16 protein-coding genes are annotated in these 14,702 nt (G+C 34.9%); 8 read left to right on the top strand and 8 right to left on the bottom strand.

The annotated features are described in order from the left end of the window. Positions 1 to 59: 59 nt before the first annotated feature. Together cysG and PQG52_RS02200 are read left to right on the top strand one after the other, a co-directional pair. The gene (gene cysG / locus PQG52_RS02205; protein ID WP_271827699.1) at positions 60 to 1,460 is read left to right on the top strand and encodes a siroheme synthase CysG; all 1,401 of its coding nucleotides are present in this window, start codon (positions 60 to 62) and stop codon (positions 1,458 to 1,460) included. Between the two features lie 92 nt (positions 1,461 to 1,552). Continuing rightward, positions 1,553 to 1,876, top strand: a complete 324-nt coding sequence (locus PQG52_RS02200) for a hypothetical protein (protein WP_271789085.1) — start codon at positions 1,553 to 1,555, stop codon at positions 1,874 to 1,876. A 40-nt stretch (positions 1,877 to 1,916) separates the two neighbouring features. Here PQG52_RS02200 and grxB read toward each other — a convergent pair whose 3' ends face one another. Further along, complete coding sequence (gene grxB, locus PQG52_RS02195; RefSeq protein WP_271789086.1) at positions 1,917 to 2,567, bottom strand: glutaredoxin 2; 651 nt, start codon at positions 2,565 to 2,567, stop codon at positions 1,917 to 1,919. 172 nt (positions 2,568 to 2,739) lie between these two features. On the opposite strand from grxB, the gene eco reads away from it, so the two are divergent. Further along, complete coding sequence (gene eco / locus PQG52_RS02190) at positions 2,740 to 3,240, top strand: serine protease inhibitor ecotin (RefSeq protein WP_271827698.1); 501 nt, start codon at positions 2,740 to 2,742, stop codon at positions 3,238 to 3,240. A gap of 109 nt (positions 3,241 to 3,349) precedes the next feature. Further along, positions 3,350 to 4,114: a glycosyltransferase family 25 protein gene (locus PQG52_RS02185; protein WP_271789088.1), complete on the top strand. Its 765-nt coding sequence runs from the start codon at positions 3,350 to 3,352 to the stop codon at positions 4,112 to 4,114. A gap of 10 nt (positions 4,115 to 4,124) precedes the next feature. Here the strand turns inward: PQG52_RS02185 and PQG52_RS02180 are convergent, their stop codons facing one another. Next, the gene (locus PQG52_RS02180; RefSeq protein WP_271827697.1) at positions 4,125 to 5,918 is read right to left on the bottom strand and encodes a hypothetical protein; all 1,794 of its coding nucleotides are present in this window, start codon (positions 5,916 to 5,918) and stop codon (positions 4,125 to 4,127) included. 291 nt (positions 5,919 to 6,209) lie between these two features. On the opposite strand from PQG52_RS02180, the gene PQG52_RS02175 reads away from it, so the two are divergent. The 4 genes from PQG52_RS02175 (at position 6,210) to PQG52_RS02160 (ending at position 8,786) form a co-directional block, all read left to right on the top strand. Next, positions 6,210 to 7,217: an asparaginase gene (locus PQG52_RS02175; protein WP_271827695.1), complete on the top strand. Its 1,008-nt coding sequence runs from the start codon at positions 6,210 to 6,212 to the stop codon at positions 7,215 to 7,217. Positions 7,218 to 7,386: 169 nt separating this feature from the next. Further along, positions 7,387 to 7,872: a hypothetical protein gene (locus PQG52_RS02170; protein WP_271827693.1), complete on the top strand. Its 486-nt coding sequence runs from the start codon at positions 7,387 to 7,389 to the stop codon at positions 7,870 to 7,872. A 16-nt stretch (positions 7,873 to 7,888) separates the two neighbouring features. After that, the gene (locus PQG52_RS02165; protein WP_271827691.1) at positions 7,889 to 8,317 is read left to right on the top strand and encodes a hypothetical protein; all 429 of its coding nucleotides are present in this window, start codon (positions 7,889 to 7,891) and stop codon (positions 8,315 to 8,317) included. A gap of 46 nt (positions 8,318 to 8,363) precedes the next feature. Continuing rightward, positions 8,364 to 8,786, top strand: a complete 423-nt coding sequence (locus PQG52_RS02160; RefSeq protein WP_271827689.1) for a hypothetical protein — start codon at positions 8,364 to 8,366, stop codon at positions 8,784 to 8,786. 12 nt (positions 8,787 to 8,798) lie between these two features. On the opposite strand, the gene PQG52_RS02155 is transcribed toward PQG52_RS02160, so the two are convergent. From PQG52_RS02155 to PQG52_RS02130, 6 genes are all read right to left on the bottom strand, one after another. Continuing rightward, positions 8,799 to 9,977 (bottom strand): acyltransferase family protein, encoded by a 1,179-nt coding sequence (locus tag PQG52_RS02155; protein WP_271827687.1) that lies wholly within the window; start codon positions 9,975 to 9,977, stop codon positions 8,799 to 8,801. Then, positions 9,974 to 11,191 carry an acyltransferase family protein gene (locus PQG52_RS02150; protein ID WP_271827685.1) on the bottom strand — a complete coding sequence of 406 codons (1,218 nt, stop codon included), beginning with the start codon at positions 11,189 to 11,191 and terminating at the stop codon, positions 9,974 to 9,976. The genes PQG52_RS02155 and PQG52_RS02150 overlap by 4 nt, the downstream gene beginning before the upstream one ends. An 88-nt stretch (positions 11,192 to 11,279) precedes the next feature. Next, positions 11,280 to 12,383, bottom strand: a complete 1,104-nt coding sequence (locus tag PQG52_RS02145; protein WP_271827684.1) for a glycerol dehydrogenase — start codon at positions 12,381 to 12,383, stop codon at positions 11,280 to 11,282. An 80-nt stretch (positions 12,384 to 12,463) separates the two neighbouring features. Beyond that, positions 12,464 to 13,075 carry a LysE family transporter gene (locus tag PQG52_RS02140; RefSeq protein ID WP_271789097.1) on the bottom strand — a complete coding sequence of 204 codons (612 nt, stop codon included), beginning with the start codon at positions 13,073 to 13,075 and terminating at the stop codon, positions 12,464 to 12,466. 223 nt (positions 13,076 to 13,298) lie between these two features. Further along, positions 13,299 to 13,595 (bottom strand): hypothetical protein, encoded by a 297-nt coding sequence (locus PQG52_RS02135; protein ID WP_271827683.1) that lies wholly within the window; start codon positions 13,593 to 13,595, stop codon positions 13,299 to 13,301. A gap of 95 nt (positions 13,596 to 13,690) precedes the next feature. Then, entirely contained in the window at positions 13,691 to 14,497 is an 807-nt protein-coding gene (locus PQG52_RS02130; RefSeq protein ID WP_271827681.1) for a DNA/RNA non-specific endonuclease, read from the bottom strand. Positions 14,498 to 14,702 lie beyond the last annotated feature (205 nt).

The raw sequence follows: 14,702 nt of genomic DNA, 5'->3' as shown, positions 1-14,702 counted from the left end.
AACGATTTTATGGATTGCATTTATATTTTTACAATTTTATCAGGTAAAATAATCACATTATGGATGTTTCTACCCCTTTTTCTTATTTCCCTATTACATTACGTGTCGATGGTTCGCGCCTTGTTATTGTTGGTGGAGGACAAATTGCAGCAAGAAAGATCCGACTATTATTGGATAAAAATGCTCAGATAGAAATTTTTGCCCAAAATCTGTGTCAAGAAATACAACAACTTGTTCAGCAAAATCGAGTTCAATTCCACGGACAAATCGAAAATAAAGAACAATTTCAAACCCATATTTATGGTGTTCGCCTGATCTTTGCAGCCACAGACGATCAAGATTACAATACGCAAATTTCTCAATGGGCTCAAGAATGTAACATTCCTATCTGTGCAGTTGATAATCCCCAACAATCCAGCTTTATTACACCCGCCATAATCGATAGAAACCCCGTGCAAATTGCTATTTCTACTGGAGGAACTGCCCCTGTCCTGAGCAGACGTATTCGGGAAGCAATAGAGCCTATTATCAGTCAAGCAACCGGACATATGGCTCGCTTTATGGGAAAACATCGACATTGGATAAAAAAACGCTTACCTATCACAGAAGAGCGTCAACGGTTATGGGAACGATTTCTAGATAGTCGAGGCACTTCATTCATAGAACAAAACCAAGAAGACCAAGCTCTTACTTATTTAGAACAACTTGTTGATCAGAACACGCCTATCAAAGGTGAAATATGGTTGGTTGGTGCTGGTCCGGGTGATCCTGATTTATTAACTTTAAAAGCAATGCATTGCTTACAAAATGCAGATGTAATTTTATACGATCATCTATTGTCAGAGGACGTTTTAAAACGAATTCGCCGTGATGCCTTATTAATTTACGTTGGCAAACAAAAAAAGAAACATACACTTCCACAACAAGATATTAATCAACTTTTAATCAAACATGCACAAAATGGGAAACGTGTTCTACGTTTAAAAGGAGGAGATCCCTTCATTTTTGGTCGTGGCGGCGAAGAAGCGGAAGCCTTGGTAAAAGCTGAGATTCCATTCAAAATTATTCCCGGCATTTCTGCGGCTAATGGATGTGCAGCATATAGCGGTATTCCCCTGACCCATCGTGATTGTGCTCAATCTTGTCTGATTCTAACAGGTCATACGCAACATGAAGGGCAACTAGATTTACCGTGGGAAAGTATGATAAACCAACAACAAACCTTGGTTATTTATATGGGACTTAGCACGCTACACCAGCTATGCCAAAAATTAATTCATAAAGGTCTACCATCAACATGGCCAGCGGCTGCGATCGAAAAAGGAACTTTACCTAATCAAAAAGTAATCGCTGGAACATTAGAGAATTTATCCCAATTGGTTGAGACAGCCAATCTTAAAAGTCCTGTTTTGGTTATAATTGGGCAAGTCGTTCAACGCCGCGTTATTTCCATTGAGTAATTTTTAATAGTTGTATAAATTTTAACAAACAAACTTTCGCATAAAGATGTAAAAATTATATTTCTCATTATATTATGGATTGGATATTTATTATGACTGAACAATTAATTTCCAAAGAAGAATTGCTACAACTTCAAGAGGATGTGAAAAATCTTAAAATTGAAAATCAGCAGCTGAGTGCCGCGTTATTGTTGGTTGAACAACTAATTTCTTCTTTTGTTGTAGATTTAGACCCAAAAGATCGTACTGCTTTGATCCATAAAATCGACAATAATTTTGATGAATTAGGCGCTGCGGATACTATTCCTATATCCTCGACCCCTTCTCGCTCTTCCACAGCGTTAAATGTTGCCAAAAAATTGCACCAGCTAAGCAGCATCCGCGCAATGTTTCCTCAAACAGAAGATTTTATTTAGATCCGACTTAGAGACAGACAATAAACTGTCTCTCTCTTTTTTAGTTAGCGAACTCATCATTTAATGAAATAAAGAAATTTTCTGCAGTATTTTTTCGCCATCTATCAACAATATTACCATAATTTAATCCTTTGATGATAGATAAGGAGTGTAGCTGCGAAAACAAAGATAAACTACTAATCGAAATAGGCTTTGTGCGATCAATCAAAGGATAATCAACCAGAATATTTTCTAATTTATCAATTGCCTTTTGCGCCCTTTGCAATAATGCAGGATCCGCTAAATCAGACATAAACCCTCTACCAGATGGATCTTTACTCTTATAAAAATATTTCTTAGCTTCATCAGAGCTAAACTCTGGAAAAGGAGCTCTAATCCAACGAGGATAAGCTAAACGATAAATAAATCGCTCTACCTCTTTAACCCATTGTGCGATTTCATCAACAATAGGCAATGTTACCTGTGGCTCACCGATACTCTGATCAATGTAATGAATGATATCAATGCTTTCAGACATAAAACGATTCGGTTTATACTCTAAGACAGGCAGCGCCTTACGACCAACCATATGCATTGGCGTTTGAACATCATCATATAATAAATAAACAGTTTCTACGGGATAGTTCTTTAAAACAAAAATCATTTTTGCCATAACACAAAAAGGACAATGTTCATAAATATAAAGTTTCATAGCTTATCCAAACCAAAACCATTATTTAAACTAGGGAAAAATTATCCATAGTGATAATATGTGTTATTTATAATTTGTGGTCACACTATCATAAGATTTAAGAGAATAAATCCAAATCTTATTATGCTTATGCTAAAATATTGCTTTACCTTTCGATTTTCAAGGAAATAAAATGCCTTTCTCAAAGAATTTTTCACTTTGTAAAATATGTTTATCTCTCATTGGTTTTTTTTCGTTTTTTCTGAACGTAACAACAGGGTATACTACAGATACAAAGGATCCTATGTCTATTTGGCCAAAGCCCGAAAAGGGATTTAAACAAATTGTTATACAATTACCTCACTTGCAAGATGAAGATTTATATCGTGTCGAATTAATTCCTGAAAAAACATTAAAAGCAGATTGTAATCACATCATGATCAATGGAACAATCGAAACGAAACCTTTGACAGGGTGGGGATACGAATATTATGTACTAAGTCAAATCGGCCAACCTGCTTCGACACGAATGGCTTGTTTTCCACAAACAACAGAACTTAAGCAAATTGCCATTCATACAAATTTAAAATTCTTAAGATATAACAGCAAACTTCCGCTCGTCATTTACACTCCAAAAGATATTCATTTATCGTATCGTGTGTGGTCAGCAGGTGAATTGAAAAACGCTGAATAAAATAACTCATATATCTTGAAAAGTATTTTTACTTTTCAAGATATATCCGTTAGAAATCAAATTGTTTATTAAAACATTGTATTAATCAACAAGATCTTATGAGGAATATATGCTGCCTGTTTATCTTATCAATCTGCAACGCCACACAGAGCGTCTTGAACAATTCAAAATAAATAATCCCTTTCTTTTAGAGCATTTAAATATATTCAAAGCATATGATGGCAATCGTCTAGCTCGTAGGCAGCTTATTTTAGATGGATTGATCACAGATAGAAACCTTTATAAACCAAGAGGCTTAGGTGTTTTGAAGTCACATGTCGAACTTTGGAAGATTGCGGCCAAAAGTGAACATGGCATTACGATTATGGAAGATGATGTCATCGTTCATCCTGATTTCGTAAAGGCAAACAAGCTTTTGTTAGATAATAAAGAACAATATGATATTATTGCTTGGGGATATAACTTAGATTGGCCAATTCGATTACAAACAGCAAAAGGCCTCCCTTCTTCTTTAATATCATATTTAGTACAAGTAGGCGATTCCTCACAACTACACCGGATCAATCAGATTGGCGCATATGGCGATAAAATCAATAAAGAAGAATATTTGTCACAATCTATAACCCCAGATTTTATCTCTACAACTATGTTTGCTGGTACACCTTGTTATTCCATTACCCCTCAATGTGCGCAAGCATTGCTCGATCAATTACCTTTGGATAATTATGAAATTTACTATTATGGGACTATCACTGCGATTAACGTAGAACACGGGATTGATATCACCTTAGAGCATCTGTATAGAAATATGAATGTTGTCTTAGCATCTCCATTTTTAGCTTACTCTAATAATGAGAAAACAAGGATCAGCTAAGCCGATCAGCCTATGACATATATAATGTTATAATTGATTTTTTAACACATAAATCTTTTGCAACACTGTAAGCTGAATGTTGGTTCAAATATCCTAATATGATACTGATCTTATCCCCTTTTTTGACTGGATAGGTCATTGAGAAACTAATTTGCTGATGTGCGCAGATCTTATGTGTAACATCATTTACATAAGGGATTAGGGGGAATTCCAACTGTGTCGTTGGATAAATCTCGTGCTTTTGCTCCTGATTACAAGCAACATTTAATAATAGCATATCCCCTGTATGATACGGGATAGGTTCTGATGAATTCAATTGTTCCTCGATAAATATAAACGAGCCCTCTACGTGCAATAATCCCTCTACGGGAACTTGCCAACAACTCTCTTGTTCAGACCAGTATTGTTGTCCCTCCCCCTTTAATTGTTGGTCTTGATCTTCGACACAAAGCTTTTTCCACACTATTTTTTTATCGATTGTTTTAGGAATAGTTACTTTTTCAAATTGAAATCTAGTATAATTACCAATCCCAGAACAGGAATTAGTTTGCGTCTTCACCAGTTCTTGCTCATTCGTATTATCAGTATTTGGAACTGGTTTGATATCAATTATATTATTTAACTTAGATCTTCCCGTTGGAATATCTGGATTAAATGACACCGGATATAAATGTGGCTTAGATGTAGGGGCAATACGTGGCGTATAGGATGCGGTTGGTGGTGTTGGTTTTTGCTCTATCCCAGTAGACGCGAATAAAACTTTCCAATCACTGAGAGTTTGCGGAGTATCTTTTTTGGCATATAATAAAACCAAATCTGAATGCCCCTTATAATCATAACATAAAATTAGCGTTCCTTTGGTAACCTGAGAAGGCAACTCTTTGACCGATAAAGGGGTTAACTGTAAATAATCAGTTGAGACCATTTTGGTAGAAACAACACCAGGCATTCCAATATAGATATTTTTTGGTTTTGCCTCAGGGGAGCCAATATATAAACTATGTCCTGCGATCATTCCCTGGGACGTAAATAACATTCCTTCTCCCAAAGGGTGTCCAGCAATGATTGCTTTGGTATAGATTGAACCCGTCGTCATATCCCCTTGAACTGATAAATTCCCTTTGGAATCTGATTTTACCTTTCCTTGATCGGAATGAATATGATTCAAAGCCAATCGTTCACCAGGATTTTTTGCATCACTGTAAGAAGAAACAACAGAATCTGTGGCGCCGTTCAAAATAAATAACGGTAGCCATACTTCTTGTTTATCTGTTTTTTTGTATTCCCATAAATAACGATTATGAATATTCAAAATCATATCCCCCTCAATCCAGGGTTCTTGATTTTCTTGAGCATAATTTAAATCTGGATTATGATCTAACCCCCATAAACGACAAACTCTTTGCCCATTTCCAAGGTCATTCTTATTTTTATAAATACTTATAATCGTTACTAATATTGTAAAATGATAAATTTGTTTTGTATTTGTAGTAACCTTGAGTAAAATCGCGAATTTCGAGTTATTCCAGCCACCGTCAGCCGTAACTGTGAATTCATTTTGTTGATAAATAAAATCTTTTAATTGAAAAGAATCTTCTTTATTTTCGTAATTAACTTCTTCAATAACTTCATTGGGTTGCAAAACCAGACTGAGATCAAATATATATTGAACAGCCTGATTCTCAACTTTATAAATAAAATCAATCTGCTGCCCTGTTTGAAGCATAGGTAAAACCAGCAATCTTTGAGAATGATTTTGTGTCGAGCCTTTTTGACCTTTCTTTTTAAACCACTGAAATACCATAAAATCACCAAAACCTTTATTTTAAATCTATATTCTCTTTTAAGATAATCAGCATCTTAATCTATTCTATTTAAATCACAACCAAAACAGATTACAAATAGATTTAAGATAATGATTAAAATTCATTCGTTCAATATATTTCATCAATAGAAATGATCGTTTCATACCATGTATCATAGTATAAAAAAAACTACATACCAATTTATTTTCAGTTTTACATGCTTAAGCTTAATCTGTTCCTCTCAATCTTTACTTGCCCAAAACACCCATTCTGAATCAGGGACAACAATCATGCAGCAACCTATACATGAAAAAGCAACAGTCTTAATCTTAACCACAGGTGGAACTATTGCAGGACAAGCCCAAGATCATAAAAGTCTTGGATATCATGCTGGTCAAACCTCTGGCGAAGCATTGATTGCTTCTGTTCCAGCACTTAAAGACCTTGCCAATATACAAGTTGAAGCCGTTTCTCAAATTGGGTCGCAAGATATGTCCGATGCAATATTATTGGATTTAGTACATCATATTCAAAAAGCAGAAACAAATCCAAAACTTGCTGGCATAGTAATTACACATGGTACAGATACAATGGAAGAAACTGCTTTTTTCCTTAACGAAGTATTACCTCATCATAAACCTATAATCCTTGTCGGTGCCATGCGCCCTGCAGGGTATGCCAGTTCAGATGGAAATGCCAATCTCATTGATGCCGTCAAAGCTGCAACCAGCCCACTTGCCAAGAATCGTCCTGTCATGATTGTGATGAATGATACGATTTTTTCTGCTCGCTCTGCACAAAAAATGAACACGACCAATTTAGAAGCATTTCAAGCTCCAAATGCGGGTTCAATTGGCATTGTAAATAATGAACATGTTCGCTTTTATCAACCGTCACTCTCTCAAGAAACTGAGAATTTATCCCCGCCTAGTCAAGCACCTTTTCCCAGAGTAGACATTATTTATTCGCACGTTCAGATGGATGGGGACTTAATCGAAGATGCTGTAAAAAGAGGTACAAAAGGTATTATTCTAGCAGGCGTTGGGGATGGAAATACATCAGCCGCTGCATTAAAAGCGTTACAAAATGCTGCAAATAAAGGGGTTGTTATCGTCCGGTCCACAAGAGTGGGAAGTGGTTTTGTGAATCGTAATGTGGAGATTAATGATGACCAAAATCATTTTGTTGTTTCAGAAGATTTAAACCCTCAAAAATCACGTCTACTATTACAAATTCTACTTGCAAACCACATTACTACACCCAGTCAAATTCAAACAATATTCTCCAAATTATATTAATTTCGAAATATATCCAACATATAATACACATCATTATAGGTTTAAAATTTCCTTGTATTTCAACTAAAATGATGAATAATGAATAAAATATTTTAAAATAAGTGAGCAAATCCCTTTATATCAAGGGATTTCTTTCTTATTTACTGGGCAAATATATTGGAGATGACGGTTGATTAGAAACAGTTCTTTGGGAATATTATTCTTATTGATGATAAGCAGTATTCCATCCAGTTTTGCAAACACACAGCATCATAAGACAGCCTCTTCTAAGCAGACACATAATACGTCAAAAACGATCATTAAGAATGATAAGCCATCAATCGTTACAGATTCTCAAATCAGTATTTACAACGCTCACAAAGATAAAAATAATTATGTTATTGCGTTATATACAGATCAACCTGGAAAAGCATTAATTACTTATGATTCCCCGACTTGTCAGGCGAATTCATATGGTAGCACAAGCATCAACCCCAAAAACAAGTCTGAAATTGAGTTCACCTCTACCGAGGATCCACTTTGTAAAATTAATTTAAAAAAAACTAATAATAACGAGTTAAAAATTATTAAAGAAACTGCTGCTTGTACGGCATGGCATGGCGACTTTTGTACTTTTTCATCTATATCTTTGCTAACTCGTATTTATCCACAATAAGCCAGAGTATGATCCGATGAAATTACTTTCTATTTTTACTCCTTATATAATTAGTACTGTGATGTTTTTTCCTGTTATGAGCCAAGCTCAATCCAATAGTGAACCACAACAATATTCTTTAAATATGATCGCATACGAGCATAAAGTACCCAATAATTATGCAACGGTTTTATATATGCCCTATTACCCAGCTTATGGATTAGTTTCTATAAAATCACCAGAATGCAATGCAGAAATTGCAGGATATATTGATCCCTTTGAATTGAAAAACAAAAAGCTTATCATCACCTATAAAAGATGCAAAATATCTTTTGACATTAATCAGGAAACACAAGAGCTAGGACAACCCAGCGAAACAACATCATGTGCAGAGTATCATCCCAAAAATTGCAGCTTCTCTCAAATGCCAACTTTGAAACTAATCCCTTTGAAAATAAAAGATTAGATCAAATATACTCACGCGCCTTGTGTTAATCTAAAAGGTTCACAAAATGAAAACACTATTTTTATCTTGTTCGTTTGTAACTAGCTTTTTCGTCACTTATCAAACTCATGGGCAAAATGTTCAAAATACCGCTTTATATCCCAGTGCAGTGAATAATTTGCAACAATCTATGCCTAGAAAAGCAACCATTGATGGTAAAAGAATATATAGTGTTAATTCAGATCATATATGCTCAATTACCGTAACAATGGAATCTACCAGAAAATACCAATTTTCACTTCTTACTTGGCCAGAAAACAGCCGCGTTGATGAGGCTGGCTATACAGAGTTTATTTTAAGCGATACCGATAATAAACCCCACATTCTTAGAACCGACAAAGTTAAAGGAATAAAGTTTCTTAATAGTATGAAAAATTTAATCAAAAACTGTCAAGATTTTTCTAAAAACAAAAAAATTAGTGAATCATAATTATAATAATGTTTATTTTCTAGCACTCAATAGAACAGATAATCGATACCCTATTTTAACTCCAGGTTTTTCAAGGATTATATGAACAATTATTGCAAAGAACAGAATTAGAGTGCAAATCAAAGTCATAATACCCCAAAATTCCATGGAACCTTGTAACACATAATGACGTACGAATGGGACAGAATAAACCCAATAAAACGCGATTCCTTGTAACAAATAAATCCCATAGCTTACTTCCCCCATGCGTTGAGAAGCAGATGAAGTTAGTAATCCAAAAAGAGAACACCCTGAAATAATAAAAAAGAAAATTACAGCAAATAAAATAGATGAAACATAGATGCCGTTGGGTGCTAAAATAAAAATAGCCATTATCATTGCTGATACAAAGAATGATTGTATCATTGAATTAAACGGAATGATAAACGCATATTGCTGTAGGGTTGCACAAAGCATCCCCATTAAAAACATGAATAACACGCCCCATACTTGCCTGATAATAGGATACGATTGCAGAAAATAAGCTGAAATCAAAATAAAAATAATAGCGCAAATAATGAAAATAAGTGCCCGTACTTTATTTTGTGCAAACCATGCCACTAAAGGCAATAACCCATAAAATAACCACTCGTATTGTAATGTCCATACAACCCCAAGTAAAATCATAAAACTCATCATATGATTATTAATATCTGGCAGTGGCAAAATACCCAATGCCAGCCAAGAGCCAATTTGTTTAGCAAACTCTGTCCAAGGCACTCGCAATGTCCAATGCGTTTCTATCATCACAATGGTAAAAACACCCAGACAAGCACACCAATAGACTGGGGCTATACGAAACAAACGCTTGATATAAAAAGATTGCCAATTCATTTTCCCATGAGATGCTAATAATCTTGACCAAAATAGATACGCCGTTACCATAAAAAACAAACGAACTGCTACGGTTCCAAACATATTGTAAAAAGGATTAGGGCTGCCTGCCCATTGTCCTGTTGCTAATAATGTATGGAAGTTTTGACCATGAGAAAACACAACACCATAGGCTAAAAAACCTCTTAATCCATCAATCGTTTGAACACGATGTGTGTTTTGTGTGTTTGGTTTAATCACTCTAAATATCGGCAAAGACAAGACCAATAAAAGCAGCGCCATAATTATAAAAAATGGCCAAATCGAAAAATAAGTCATTTAGTTGTGATACACTTATTTCTTTTGTTTTTTATATATTTATCAGCTATCTCTCTGCCTAGATCCATACAAGGTTTTTCAACGATTATATATAAACAACAAGCAATTATTAAAAGAATGATACATTCTCCTAAAAAAGCCACCCAATAATGCCAAATGGAACGCAACATAAACTGTTTTACAAAGATTAATGTATCACTAAAAAAATATAAAATTAAACCTTGGCATAGATAAATACTGTAACTGACTCTCCCCATTCGTTGTGATGCAGGCAGTTTAAACAAGCCAAATAAAGACCCTCCAGAAACAACGCAATAGAAAAAAACGCCACCAAAAAATAACATCAAAGGTTCTGGATATTTATGACAAAAAATTAACAGCAATATGATACAACCAGTCATTATGAATGAGCCACATATATCATTTAATGGTGGCTGCCACTTCATCTGTTTTAATGTTGCAATCAACATCCCAATCGCATAAGACGCAAAAGGCATCATGTCATTATCAGCGATAAAATGAATTTTCCAATAAAATTGGGCTAGAACAGTGAATACACACAGAGTTATTGCAAACCAAAAAGATAACCAAATATTTTTACTAAACACCCCGATAATAGGCAAAGCCAGATAAAGCATCCATTCATAAGGAATAGTCCACACTACCCCCATCACTAATAAGGAAGTTAATCCATATCCGTTAATGGGTGGAAAAGAAAATAATCCAAAACTTAGCCAAGAAAGAATCTGTTTAATAAAACTCCAAATAGAAACATCTAAGTGCCAGTGGGTTTTGCTCATTACCGCAATAAACAGACATAAGATACATAAGTAATAAATGGGTGCAATTCGAAAAAAACGTTTGATATAAAAAGGAATAACTTGAATTTTCCCTTGATGATTTAACCATCTTGTCCAAAATAAAAATGATGAAACCATAAAAAATATACATAAACCCGTTGTTCCCAACAGCTCTACATTTGTATGTTCTGAACCTTTAAATTGATGAACTGAAATTAAATTATACCAAACAGTTGCGTGCAAAAAGACAATAAAATAGGCTAAATATCCACGTAAACCATCAATCGTATATAAACGATTATCTTGTCTTTGCTGAACCACTTGGATATTTCGAAACAGAGGAATAGGTAAGCTGAGGAAAACAACCATAATTAATAAAATGATACATAATGGCCCAACCGCATCATAGGTCATTTTATCCTCAACTTTTTGTATTAAAAGAAGTTTAATATCATATATTGTTCACCAATAAAACGTAGAATTTTACACTGTAAATAAGAGCTTATGCTCGCCATGCTTTACCCAGCGCATCAGCGGTCAAAATCGCTGCATAAACTTGTTCTGGTGTGACATTGAACGGCATATTATGAATAGTTTCCCCTTCCGCACAACTGGCTTTAGCAACTTCCATAATTTTCTTTTCTGTAAATCCATCCCCTTCTTTAACCCCAATTTGAGCCAAAGTAATTGGTAACCCAAGACGATCACAAAAATCTAACACAGTTTCCAGCTCTTCTTCCGATGCATTTTCCAGCACAAGTTGGGTCAATGTGCCAAAAGCAACTTTTTCACCATGATACATATGGTGGCATTCTTCTAATACCGTAAATCCATTATGGATCGCATGCGCTGCAGCCAAGCCAGAGCTTTCAAATCCAATACCACTTAAATATGTATTTGCTTCAATAATACGCTCTACAGCAGATGTGGAAACGCCATTTTCAACAGCCAACTTTGCTTTATACCCCTCTTCCAACAAGGTTTCATAACATAGTTTTGCCAATCCCATTGCGGCCAAGGTTGATTGCCCACCAGCCATTGTTTTTGCACGTGACATTGAGCAAGCACGTCCTTCAAAGTAGGTTGATAATGCATCCCCCATTCCAGCAACGAATAAACGAACGGGTGCTTTGGCAACAATTATTGTATCCATGAAAACCATATCTGGGTTAGTCGGATACATTAAATATTCTTCAAATTCGCCTTTTTCGGTATATATCACAGACAACGCGCTGGTCGGCGCATCATTCGAAGCAATCGTTGGTACGATTAAAACAGGTACTTTATTATAATAAGCAACAGCCTTAGCCGTATCAAGCGCTTTTCCGCCACCAACACCGATCACGCCTCGACAATTATTGGCTTTTAATACATCACCTAGGCGGTGAATTTCGTTTTTAGAACACTCACCATTAAAAAGCTCAAAATGGCTCTGAACTGATTCTGTTTTTAAACTATTTTCGATAATGTCTTTGGTTATATTCATCACGACTTTATCTGCAATAACTAGATAGTGATCTGCTAATAACTTTCCATAACACCCAATTTTTTGTAGAGCATTAGGTCCTTGAATATATTTAGAAGGAGACTGAATAATTTGTAACATAAGAGCCATCCTATTTTAATGAAATAAGTATTAGTTAATCACTTTATCGTTAAAATAACAAATCACATTTATCTATCACTTCACCCTAAATCGACTGAAACTAAAAATTTAAACAATAATAATAATGCAAAAAATATAAAGATAATCGCTGAAACGATATCTATTTTTTTGGTATATTGTTGATATATTCTTTTAATCATAGAATGAGAGAATAAAATACCCAATCCAACAAAACATAAAAAGCTTTCAACTAAAAGTAAAATGATAATCAGTATAATATTGGTTATATCTGATCCCAAAGGCAACGCTGAAAAAACGCTTGCAAAATAAATAATTGCTTTAGGATTAGATAAATTGCACATGACCCCTTTTAGATAATAACGCTGTCCTTGAATAGCTACATTACCAATTTCCAGATTGGACTGTTTGATAATCCCGTAAGCCAAATATATTAGATAACAAGCCCCACCCAGCATAACTAATTGATTAACAACAGGGTAAGTTTGAAATAAAATATGTAACCCAAGGATCGATAAAATCATCCATATTAAAGCACCTGTACAAATCCCAGCAACCACTTGACAGACTGCGACTTTACTGCCTGTAATTCCTGTTCTAGAAACCAACAAGAAATCTGGCCCAGGAATAATCAAAGCAAAAAATTGAAGAATTAAAATTCCGATAAAAGACATAAGACTGAAACCTATAATCATGATAAGATCAGGTGAAACAACATAAACCACTTTATTATCCAAGTTTCACCAACAACTAATTTTTAAAAATTAAGTTATCTCAGAGTGTCTTATGTCGGTGGCGATTTAACTCCATCCATAATTAATTTATCGAATTTTATTATCATAGGGTTTATTACTTATAAGCTAAAATGATACTCTTGATTTCAATATTACGAATTGATTATTGATGCACAGTGACGCGATCAGGTCTTGTTGTAGGAACATCAACCGTCCAAGAAGAGCTGCTTTGATCCTTAGCACAAGTTACTAAAATAACATAGCGTTCTACATCAATGGTTATTTTATCTCCATTCATAAATCTGTTACCCCATTTAGCCGACATTGCACCAGCACATTGAGGTATACTGATTTTGGGATTAAGAGCTAAAGCCTCCCAACTGGTGTGGTATTCTTGATTATAACGTTTTAAAAAATCATTAGCTTTATCTTGAACAAATTTCAACTTATCGTCTGTCATATATGTGTTCTTATCTGATTGCGCGAAAGCAGGATACAAAATAGCATTTTCACATAAAAGTAAAAATGCGCTCAATATTTGATAGAATGGATGCATTAATAATTATATTTTTGATGTTTAGCATATGGATTAGATTTCTTTCGATATTCACCCATTTTTGGAAATGCTGGTTTTTGTTCTTTGATGGATGGTGCCAATGTTGGAAATGGGTCAATTCCAGTTTTTTCAGTGAAAAAAGCAACCGTTTGAACATAGCATTTGGGTTTTTGAGTATTTCGACAGAAATAAACCCCTGCTTCTTTGGTAGATGGAATGTAAATTGCTTTCCACGTGGCATAAGGCACCCAAAGGTTATCTTTGCCAATTGTTTTTGTTCTTCCTTGGAAATATGGACCTGTCACCGCATAAACTTCACCATATTGCACTGCCATTTGACGAACCTGACCCTCGATCCAATTCCACTTCCCACTATTTAATTGTCGGGTCTGTGGGACTAAGTTTTGAGGCACAAATGTTTTGACTTGAGACTCATAATCCCCCATATCCCCACTGGGAGCCATGTGACCACGATCATATCCAGAATTGCGATAATTTTGAATCAACGGGTCTCTATTATCAAATGTACCAAAACGCCGCATTTCCCGAGCTTTTAAAATCTGATCTTTGATTATATGTTCAGCTGCATAAACATTAACATTGGTTTTCGTCGAAAATCCCCACGCATACCCATTACCACAAACCTTTTGATCCGCTTGACTAACCAACGGTGTTGGCTCTGGATTGACCAACGGAGATGGCGAACTATTCAAAGGAACAGGAACGATATAAGGGCAAGCAAGATACGCCTTTGCAGGAACCGTTATGAACAATCCGAGTAAAGCGGCAATATATATTTTCTTCAAAAAAGCACCTATCAATCAGATAATATTTGTATTTTTATTGTTATCCAACAATCGATTATATTGAAATATCTAAATGTATTTTACTTGTTGCAATATACATTATATCTCTCCATAGTTGAGTATCATATAATCATGACTTTTTTAACTATTATTTACCTAATGCGTATTTAAGTATTGTGCTAAGAATGTTAGGATTGCAGAGTTT

This window comes from Commensalibacter communis (assembly GCF_947179105.1).
GTDB classification, from domain to species: domain Bacteria; phylum Pseudomonadota; class Alphaproteobacteria; order Acetobacterales; family Acetobacteraceae; genus Commensalibacter; species Commensalibacter communis.
This window is presented reverse-complemented; position numbering and strand designations above follow the sequence as displayed.